Origin of the sequence: Cryobacterium sp. TMS1-20-1, assembly GCF_004402355.1 — a bacterium.
Lineage (GTDB): Bacteria > Actinomycetota > Actinomycetes > Actinomycetales > Microbacteriaceae > Cryobacterium > Cryobacterium levicorallinum.
Genome location: NZ_SOGF01000071.1, coordinates 54,864 through 63,382 on the forward strand (window position 1 = coordinate 54,864; position 8,519 = coordinate 63,382).

9 protein-coding genes are annotated in these 8,519 nt (G+C 63.6%); 7 read left to right on the forward strand and 2 right to left on the reverse strand.

The annotated features are described in order from the left end of the window. Positions 1 to 184: 184 nt before the first annotated feature. Positions 185 to 1,243, forward strand: a complete 1,059-nt coding sequence (locus E3O45_RS17135; protein WP_134444746.1) for a glycerophosphodiester phosphodiesterase family protein — start codon at positions 185 to 187, stop codon at positions 1,241 to 1,243. 196 nt (positions 1,244 to 1,439) lie between these two features. Here the strand turns inward: E3O45_RS17135 and E3O45_RS17140 are convergent, their stop codons facing one another. Together E3O45_RS17140 and E3O45_RS17145 are read right to left on the reverse strand one after the other, a co-directional pair. After that, on the reverse strand, positions 1,440 to 1,742 hold the full coding sequence (locus tag E3O45_RS17140; protein ID WP_134444748.1) for a transcriptional regulator: 303 nt from the start codon (positions 1,740 to 1,742) through the stop codon (positions 1,440 to 1,442). Between the two features lie 5 nt (positions 1,743 to 1,747). After that, complete coding sequence (locus tag E3O45_RS17145) at positions 1,748 to 2,692, reverse strand: sodium-dependent bicarbonate transport family permease (RefSeq protein WP_134444750.1); 945 nt, start codon at positions 2,690 to 2,692, stop codon at positions 1,748 to 1,750. A gap of 140 nt (positions 2,693 to 2,832) precedes the next feature. On the opposite strand from E3O45_RS17145, the gene E3O45_RS17150 reads away from it, so the two are divergent. From E3O45_RS17150 to E3O45_RS17165, 6 genes are all read left to right on the forward strand, one after another. Next, positions 2,833 to 3,117, forward strand: coding sequence for a helix-turn-helix domain-containing protein (locus E3O45_RS17150; protein ID WP_134444751.1), 285 nt, complete (start codon positions 2,833 to 2,835; stop codon positions 3,115 to 3,117). Positions 3,118 to 3,299: 182 nt separating this feature from the next. Next, on the forward strand, positions 3,300 to 4,085 hold the full coding sequence (locus E3O45_RS17155) for a DUF6671 family protein (protein ID WP_241985422.1): 786 nt from the start codon (positions 3,300 to 3,302) through the stop codon (positions 4,083 to 4,085). 365 nt (positions 4,086 to 4,450) lie between these two features. Continuing rightward, positions 4,451 to 6,985 carry an ATP-dependent helicase gene (locus tag E3O45_RS17160; RefSeq protein ID WP_134444753.1) on the forward strand — a complete coding sequence of 845 codons (2,535 nt, stop codon included), beginning with the start codon at positions 4,451 to 4,453 and terminating at the stop codon, positions 6,983 to 6,985. A gap of 1 nt (position 6,986) precedes the next feature. Further along, positions 6,987 to 7,121: a hypothetical protein gene (locus tag E3O45_RS18250; RefSeq protein ID WP_255452993.1), complete on the forward strand. Its 135-nt coding sequence runs from the start codon at positions 6,987 to 6,989 to the stop codon at positions 7,119 to 7,121. Positions 7,122 to 7,139: 18 nt separating this feature from the next. Beyond that, a complete protein-coding gene (locus E3O45_RS17655) occupies positions 7,140 to 7,298 on the forward strand; it encodes a hypothetical protein (RefSeq protein ID WP_166789554.1) in 159 nt (52 codons plus the stop codon). 138 nt (positions 7,299 to 7,436) lie between these two features. Next, positions 7,437 to 8,483, forward strand: coding sequence for a ferric reductase-like transmembrane domain-containing protein (locus E3O45_RS17165; protein WP_134444755.1), 1,047 nt, complete (start codon positions 7,437 to 7,439; stop codon positions 8,481 to 8,483). Positions 8,484 to 8,519 lie beyond the last annotated feature (36 nt).

Genomic DNA, 8,519 nt, shown 5'->3' on the forward strand with positions numbered 1-8,519 from the left:
GCGCGCGGGCGAACCGACACGCAGCGCCTGGTGCGGCACTGCATTAAAGGTACCCGAGAGCGCATTCGAATGTGCTGGGGATCAGCCGATTTGCAGCAATTCAAGCCGTGATCTGGCACCCGTTTCGCTGCAAGCGGATGCCGGCCCCCAGCATCCGTTCTGCTGACGCGGTTAGCCTGACACCATGCAACCGATCGTCATTGGCCACCGCGGGGCAAGCGGCCACCGGCCCGAACACACGCGCTCAGCTTTCAATTTGGCCTTCGCGCTCGGCGCCGACGCCGTCGAACCCGACCTGGTCGCCACCCGCGACGGCGTGCTCGTCATTCGCCACGAAAACGAAATCTCCGGCACAACGGATGTCGCCACTCGCGCCGAATTCGCCGCTCGCCGCGCCGAGAAACTCGTTGACGGCAAGGCGATCACCGGCTGGTTCACCGAGGACTTCACCTGGGAGGAACTGCGCACCCTGCGCGCCCGGGAACGGCTGCCAGCCCTGCGACAGAGCAATACGACCTTCGACGACCAGCACCCGATTCTGCGCCTGCGCGACCTGTTCGACCTCGTCGATGCCGCGGCCGAGCAGACCAACCGAACGCTCGGGATCGTCGCCGAGATCAAGCACGCCACCTATTTCGGCGGGCTCGACCTGCCGCTGCCCGAACTGTTCGCGGCCGAGGTCTCCGCTGCCGGCTGGAACACCGACCGGCTCACCGTGGAGAGCTTTGAACCGAGCGTGCTTGCCCAGGTTCGGGCTCAGGGTGTGCGTGGCAAACGCGTCTTCCTGCTCGAAGACGAGGGGTACCCCGTCGACCAGGTCGCGGAGTACGGCGCCGGCGCGCTCAGCTACGCCGAACACCTCACGGCCGACGGGCTCGCGAGCCTTGCCGCTGGCCGCTCGGCTGGCGGGTCCCGCAGCAGTATGGGCTCCAGTACCGCTACGAGTGATATCGGCGTCGATGGCATCAGCGTGCCCAAATCGCTCATCCTCGAAACGGATGCTGCGGGTGACGTGATCGGGGCATCCGCTCTAGTGGACGACGCCCACGCTGCCGGGCTCGAGATCTACTGCTGGACCCTGCGGCCGGAAAACAAATTCCTGGCAAAAACCTTTCGCAGCGGCACCCGCAAGGGTGACTTCGGACACTGGCAGTCGGAGTTCCGCGTCATTCTCGGCTCCGGCATCGACGGGGTATTCGCCGACCACCCGGATCTGGCCGTGCACGTGCGCGACGCGTTCTGAGCGGCTGCCAGCGTCTCGTAATCCATGTGTTCCGACACGCGCAGGTTTCGAGACACCGCAAACACCAATCGAAGTGAAACGCGCGCGTTGAGACGGCATGCGGTATCGCTCGGTGCCGCCCGAGATGGGTGCCCCGAGGAAAGATTGTGGAGACTCAGCGGACAGTCACCGAAACCTGAGGAACCTGAGTGGGGTCTCAGAACTTCTCAGGTCGGAGTACCTCGACATCGCTCACGAAGAGGATCATGGCGTAGTTGTCGTAGTAATGCTCCTGAAAATGGGCGGCGATTTCTTTAGCCGTCGCTGCGTCGCACACCACCTCGATGCGGATGTTCCCATTTGTTTCCCAGCCGGCGTTGCGAGTACCACGACTCCCCTTGCCACGAGCGTCAGTGATGGTGTAGCCGTGGGCGTGAAGCCGATCGATATCCCGGACAAGAGTGCCTTCGAGGGCGGCTTCGGTGACAACGGTCAACAGCTTGCGGGTATGGCTTTGCATCGGGTTCAACCTTTCGCGAACGTATGAGCCCACACGGCGAGTGCGTGGTAAAGCGGGATCCCGATCAGGACATTGAACGGAAATGTTATCCCGAGCGCACCGGCCAGGGAGAGGGTGGGGTTGGCGTCGGGTACAGAGATGCGCATGGCTGCCGGTACCGCGATGTAGGACGCACTGGCCGCCAGAGTTGCCAGGATGGTCGTTCCTCCGATGGAGAGGCCCAAAGACCACCCCAGCCACGTTCCCACCAGCGCCGAAAAAAGCGGCATTGCGATGGCAAAGACCACCAGAAAGGGGCCGTGTCGGCGCAGGCTTCCCATCTGTGTGGCCATAATCAAGCCCATCTCCAGCAGAAAAAGAGCGAGAATTCCCTTGAAGAGATCCACGAATAACGGTTGGATGGACGACAGCCCGTCCGGGCCAGCTACCCAGCCGATGAGCAGTCCGCCCAGGAGCAGCACGATGCCTTTCCCCAGAAACACTTCATGGGCGATCGACTTCCACCGGGTCTCGCGCGAGATCCCTCGCGCGAGCACAATTCCCACCAGAATTGCTGGCACTTCCAGCAGCACCAGAAGCAGCGGCATGTGTTCTTCGAACGAGATCTGCTGGCTGCCGAGGTAGGCGACGGCGACGGCGTAGGTGCCCACGCTCACGGAACCGTAATGGGCGGCGATAGAGGCCGCATCCGCTCGCTTGAAACGGCCCAGATAGCGCAGCACCGGGAACGCGACCAGGGTGAGGCCAAAACCCATGGCCACCACGGCGAGCATTTGCGGCAACAGGCTGGCGAAAGGCTGCTTGGCGAGTTCCACGCCGCCTTTGAGGCCAATGGCCAGCAGTAGCACGATGCTGACGAACTCGTAAATCGCCGCCGGAAGACGCAATTCTGAACGCAGGAGGCCGGCCACGGCTCCGAGCAGGAAGAAGAGAATGATGGGATCGATCACATTGTGGCTCTCTGATTTACTCTGCTCGAAGTGTGAAGAAGCGGCGCGACTCCATGGTGACCAACCCCGTCAATGCACGCTGACCAATACGTGCTAAGCATAGCGTGCATTGTGGAGCGTGTGTCGGCTATGGTGAGACGATGGCCGACTGGACCTTTCTTACTAATCACGCACACGTTTTGCTCTGCGTTTCTCAAGACCCCGGCATGCGATTGCGCGATATCGCAGTAGAAGTGGGGATCACCGAACGCGCCGCCCAGCGAATAATCGCCGAACTCGTCACAGATGGCTATCTCACGCGTCAACGCGACGGGCGGCGCAACAGTTATCAGCTCTACCCAGACCTACCGCTTCGACATCCCTTGGAACGCCACCACCAAATTGGTGAGCTTCTCAGAGCCCTTGGATCCGTCGACCGTGAGTAGCCACCGCGGTCGAAACCGCCAGCCGCCTGCGGTGTGGCCCGGTCGACGAACAGTCTGTGCCAACAGCTCGTGCTCAGCAGGGCAGGTGAGTTGTGGTCGGCAGTGATTCAGGGAATTTGGACTCGAGCTCCATCTACTCCGGTAAACGGGTCGCTCTGCTGACCCAACATGGTAAGGAGCGCGTGGTCGGTCCGGTGTTGGAGCGGGAGCTTGGTTGCCGGGTCGAACGCATCGTGGGCTACGACACGGATCTACTCGGTACTTTCACCCGCGATATCCCCCGCTCCGGCACACAGCTTGAGGCAGCACGCAAGAAAGCGCGCGTGGGCATGGAATTGTCGGCATTACCTCTGGGCCTTGCCAGCGAGGGGTCGTTTGGTCAGGATCCGTTCATGGGGATGTTCCCCTGGAACGTTGAATTCCTGATCTGGATCGACCGTGAGCGCGAGTTGGAGGTCGTCGGCGTGGCGCAAGGCAAAGCGAATTTCTCCCACCTGCTGACGGCGGACTGGGCAGCCGCCGAAATGTTCGCCCGCAAATCGAGGTTCCCCGAACACCACGTGGTCGTACGCCCGGAAAGCGAGCACGACCCCCGCATTCGCAAGGGAATCGCCGCCTGGGCGGAACTGGAAATCACCTTTGCGTGGGCGCTGGCGCAATCGGAAAACGGCCACGTGTTTCTCGAAACGGATGTGCGCGCCCACGCCAATCCGACGCGTATAGAAAACATCCGTCTCGCGGCAGAAGACCTCGCACAGAAACTACGTTCCCTGTGTCCAGCCTGCGGCACCCCAGGTTTCTGGAAGGTAGAGCGGGTGGCAGGACTGCCCTGCCGCGACTGCTCCGCGCCCACGAACGAGACCCGTGCTGAAACTCATGGATGCCTCATCTGCCCGCATCGCCACACTCGCGAGTTCACCGACCGAAGCTACGCCGACCCGCGTTTTTGCGACAACTGCAACCCGTGATGTTGCCCATGCCCTCGACACGCTGGTCGCGCACATGATGTGCGGCAGGCCAGCCACGAGAGCCGCATGGGTTTTAGATCAATACCGTTCAGCTAAGCGTTTGAATGGTGATTTCTGGGGCGTGGAGGGGTTGCGGCCATTGGGCGTGGCGGAAGCGGCCAAGAGAAGAAGGAGATAGTCCTCCTCCGCGTTGATGTCGTCGACAAGCTCGACCTCGTCAACGTCTGCGCGGTGGGGGTCACGGTTGTCGGCCCTGCGATCATCCATCCATCCAATTGACTCGATCAGCAAACGTTGGGGCGTCGCTAAACTCCACATCCCGACCCGCCCGCGTGTCAGGGGCCTCGCCTACACTGGAAATCGACATGATCACACCTCTTAACGCGGAATCCGCGCCCGCCACCGCCGGCCGCTCGGCCACGCCGATCATTCTCGATTCCAATGGGTATGCGGGCACCGGCAGCGCCCAGCAGAGCCCGCTGCTCGACGGGCTCAACCCGCAGCAGAAAGAAGCCGTCGAATACCGCGGCCAGGCGCTGCTCATCATCGCCGGCGCCGGGTCGGGCAAGACCAGCGTGCTCACCCGTCGGGTGGCGAGCTTGCTCGAAACGCGGGATGCCTGGCCGAGCCAGATTCTTGCGATCACGTTCACCAACAAGGCGGCCGCTGAAATGCGCGAGCGGGTGCACGCCATCCTCGGCCAAGCGTCCGACGGTATGTGGATCAGCACCTTCCACTCCTCCTGCGTGCGCATTCTGCGCCGCGAAGCCGAGAAGATCGGTCTGTCGAGCACCTTCAGCATCTACGACTCGGCCGACAGCAAGGTCACGCTCAAGCGCATCATCAAGGGTCTCGACGCCGACACCTACGGCTTCACGCCCGGATCGGCGGGCGCCAAGATTTCCAAGCTCAAGAACGAACTCGCCGACGCCGATTCCTATGCCCGCAACGCGAACATGAGCGACCCGCAGGAGGTCATGTTCGTCGAGATTTTTCGGCAGTACTCCGCCCGGCTGCGTGCCGCGAGCGCGCTCGACTTCGACGACCTCATCGGTGAGACCGTCTACCTGTTTCGTGCGTTCCCCAAGGTCGCCGCGCTCTACCGGCGGCGGTTTCGGCACCTGCTGGTCGACGAATACCAGGACACCAACCACGCCCAGTACGCCCTCGTGCACGAGCTCACCCGGCCGGTCACGGCCGAACTCGCTCAGGAGATGGAAGACGACGGTGTGCACGTGCGCAATTTGCGCGACGGCAGTGGCGCCATTCCCGGCGCCTCGCTCACCGTGGTCGGTGACTCCGACCAGTCCATCTACGCCTTCCGTGGCGCCGACACCCGCAATATCAGCGGCTTCGAGCGGGACTACCCCGGAGCGAAGGTGATTCTGCTCGAGCAGAACTACCGGTCGACCCAGAACATCCTCTCAGCGGCGAACGCCGTGATCGGCCACAACTTCGACCGCACCGACAAAAAATTGTGGAGTGCGGGCGGCGACGGCGAGAAAATCGTCGGTTTCACAGCGTATTCCGGGCACGACGAAGCCCAGTTCGTCTCCGACGAGATCCAGGTGCTGCACGCGGCCGGCATGGCCTACCGCGACATGGCCGTGTTCTACCGCACCAACGCGCAGACCCGAGCGCTCGAAGAAATCCTGGTGCGCTCGGCCACACCGTACCGAGTGGTCGGCGGCACCAAATTCTATGAGCGGGCAGAAATCAAGGATGCCCTGGCCTACCTCATCGCCGTCGCCAACCCGGTCGACGAACTCGCCCTGCGCCGCATTCTGAACACCCCCAAGCGCGGTATCGGCCCGGCCACCGAGACCGCACTGTTGAGCTTTGCCGACGATAACGAGCTCACCTTTCGGCAGGCAATGCGCAATTGCGCCGCACTGGGTCTCGGCCCGAAGGTGACCGGCGCCATCCTCAAACTGGCCGAACTGCTCGATGCCGCCGCGCTCCTGCTTGTGCCGACGTCGGTCACTGATGACGGCGTGCCGGTCGGCGGCTCCAACGTCTCCGACGTGCTCGAGTTTCTGCTCGGCGGCAGCGGACTGCTGGCCGTGCTGCGGGGCAGCCGTGACCCGCAAGACGAGGTGCGGGCCGAGAACATCGAGGAGCTCGTCGCCCAGACCAAGGACTTCAACAAGGAGAACCCCGACGGTGGTCTTGTCGACTTTCTCACCCAGGTGTCACTCGTGGCCGCCGCTGACGACCTCGATGACGCGTCGGGAACGGTGTCGTTGATGACGCTGCACACCGCGAAGGGCCTCGAATACGAGGCCGTGTTCCTCACCGGCGTTGAGGAGGGGCTGCTGCCGCATCAGATGTCGGCGAACGAGCCGGGCGGTCCGGCTGAAGAGCGCCGCCTGTTCTATGTGGGCATCACTCGCGCCCGCAAGCGGCTTTACCTCTCGCTCGCCATGACCCGGGCCCAGTTCGGCGATATCAACGTGGCGATGCCGAGCCGCTACTTGCAGGAGATCCCGGCCGAGCTGATCGACTGGAAGCAGTCGCCGGGAATGGCCAACTCGCGCGGCGGCACCCAGCCGCGCGCTCTGAACGCGCGCCGCGATGGCGGCTTCGGTGGCTTTGGCAACTCTTTGACTAGTTCGAGCGACGGTTACGGCGGGCGCAGCGGTTACGGCACCAGCGCGAAGCCGGCCGGCCTGCCGCCGGGCAAGCCGAAGACGGAGTGGGCGAACAAGATCACCGGAACGGTGCGCGACAACGGCAGCCTCGAACTGGCGGCGGGCGACCGCATCCGCCACCACGACTTCGGCGAGGGCCGGGTCAACCAGGTCACCGGCGAAGGAACCAAGCGCATCGCGCACGTGCAGTTCGACACCGCGGGCGCCAAAAAGCTGTTGATCAAGATCGCTCCAATCGAAAAGATCTAGCGTGGAGCCAGCCAAGCCCGAAAGCTTGTGGCAGTGGGCGCGCTCCCCGCGCGGCTTCCAGTTCGAGGTCGCTACCCGGGCCGCGGTCGTCACGCTCGGTCCGTTCGGTGCCGAGATTCTGATCGGCCGCCACTAGGGCGCCGCCCTGCTGTTCGTGACCCCGCTCGCCCTCACCGTGGCGCACCTCACCAGCCCGGTGCCGGCGTTGCTCGTCGATCGCGTGTTGGAGACAGTACTCGGCAGCGTCGTCGCCCTGGTCATTGTGCTGCTCGTGCGCGCGCGGGCCCGGAGACGACCGGCGCTGCCGGGGTAGTCGATAACGGGGCTGTCGGCATCCGCTCAAAGCTGCCGTCGCCCCCATTTGCCCCGCGAAAATGAGGCATAGACGACACACAGACCGTTCACAGGTCATCGATAGGCCATCGATGGGCAGTGGCTCGATGCTCTACTCATGAGCCTCGACACGCGCACCACCCGCACCGGCCCGGCGCTGCTGCATCCGGCCTACAAAAAGCGGATGCGACTGGCCGACACCCTGCAGATCCTCTGCGTGGCGTCGGTCGCCATCGTCATCGCCATCTTTCTCGCCGACGGGGGAGCCGCCCGCTTTTCGACCCCGGCCGACGCGTTCACCTCACTCGGAATTGTCGCGGGCCTGGTCGGCACCGACCTGCTGCTCGTGATGCTCGTGCTGGCGGCGCGCCTGCCTCCGGTCGACCGCGCCTTCGGGCACGATCAGGCGATGGCCGTGCACCAGTCGCTCGGCAAGCCCGCCCTCTACCTCATCCTCGGCCACGCCGTGCTGCTCATCACCGGTTACGCGCTCGCTGAAAATGTGAATGTTTTCATCGAGGCCTGGAACATGTTCACAGGCCTGCCCGACATGCCGCTCGCCTTTCTCGGCCTCGCGCTCATGATCGGCGTCGTCGTGACCTCGCTCGTCGTGGTGCGCCGAAAGTTTCGCTACGAGGCCTGGCACGCTGTGCACCTGCTGGCCTACCTCTCGGTGCTCGTCGCCATTCCGCACCAGTTGAGCGTCGGTGGCCTGCTCAGCGAGGGCGCCATCGCCCGTTACTACTGGCTGGCCCTGTACGTTGCGGTCGCCGCGGCGCTCATCCTGTTTCGCTTCCTGCTGCCGGTCGTGCGCTCACTGCGGCACCAGCTTCGGGTGGCTTCGATCGAGCAGGTCGCACCCGGTGTGGTCTCGATCACCCTGACCGGACGAAAGCTGCAGCAGCTGCGCGCGACATCAGGACAGTTCTTCATTTGGCGGTTCTGGGCGCACGGACTCTGGTGGCAGGCGCACCCGTTTTCCCTGTCCTCCGCCCCGAGCGGGCGGGGCCTGCGGATCACCGTGCGCGGTCTCGGGGACGCCTCCCGGCAGCTGCCCCAATTGGCGCGCGGCACCCGGGTGAGCTTCGAAGGCCCAGGGGTCTGGACATGGGCGGTGGGGCCGTGTTCCGATTCCCCGGATTCATGCGGTTTTTGTTTGCTCTGAGCTTTTAATTTTGCCCACTTTACGTTAGAATTAAAT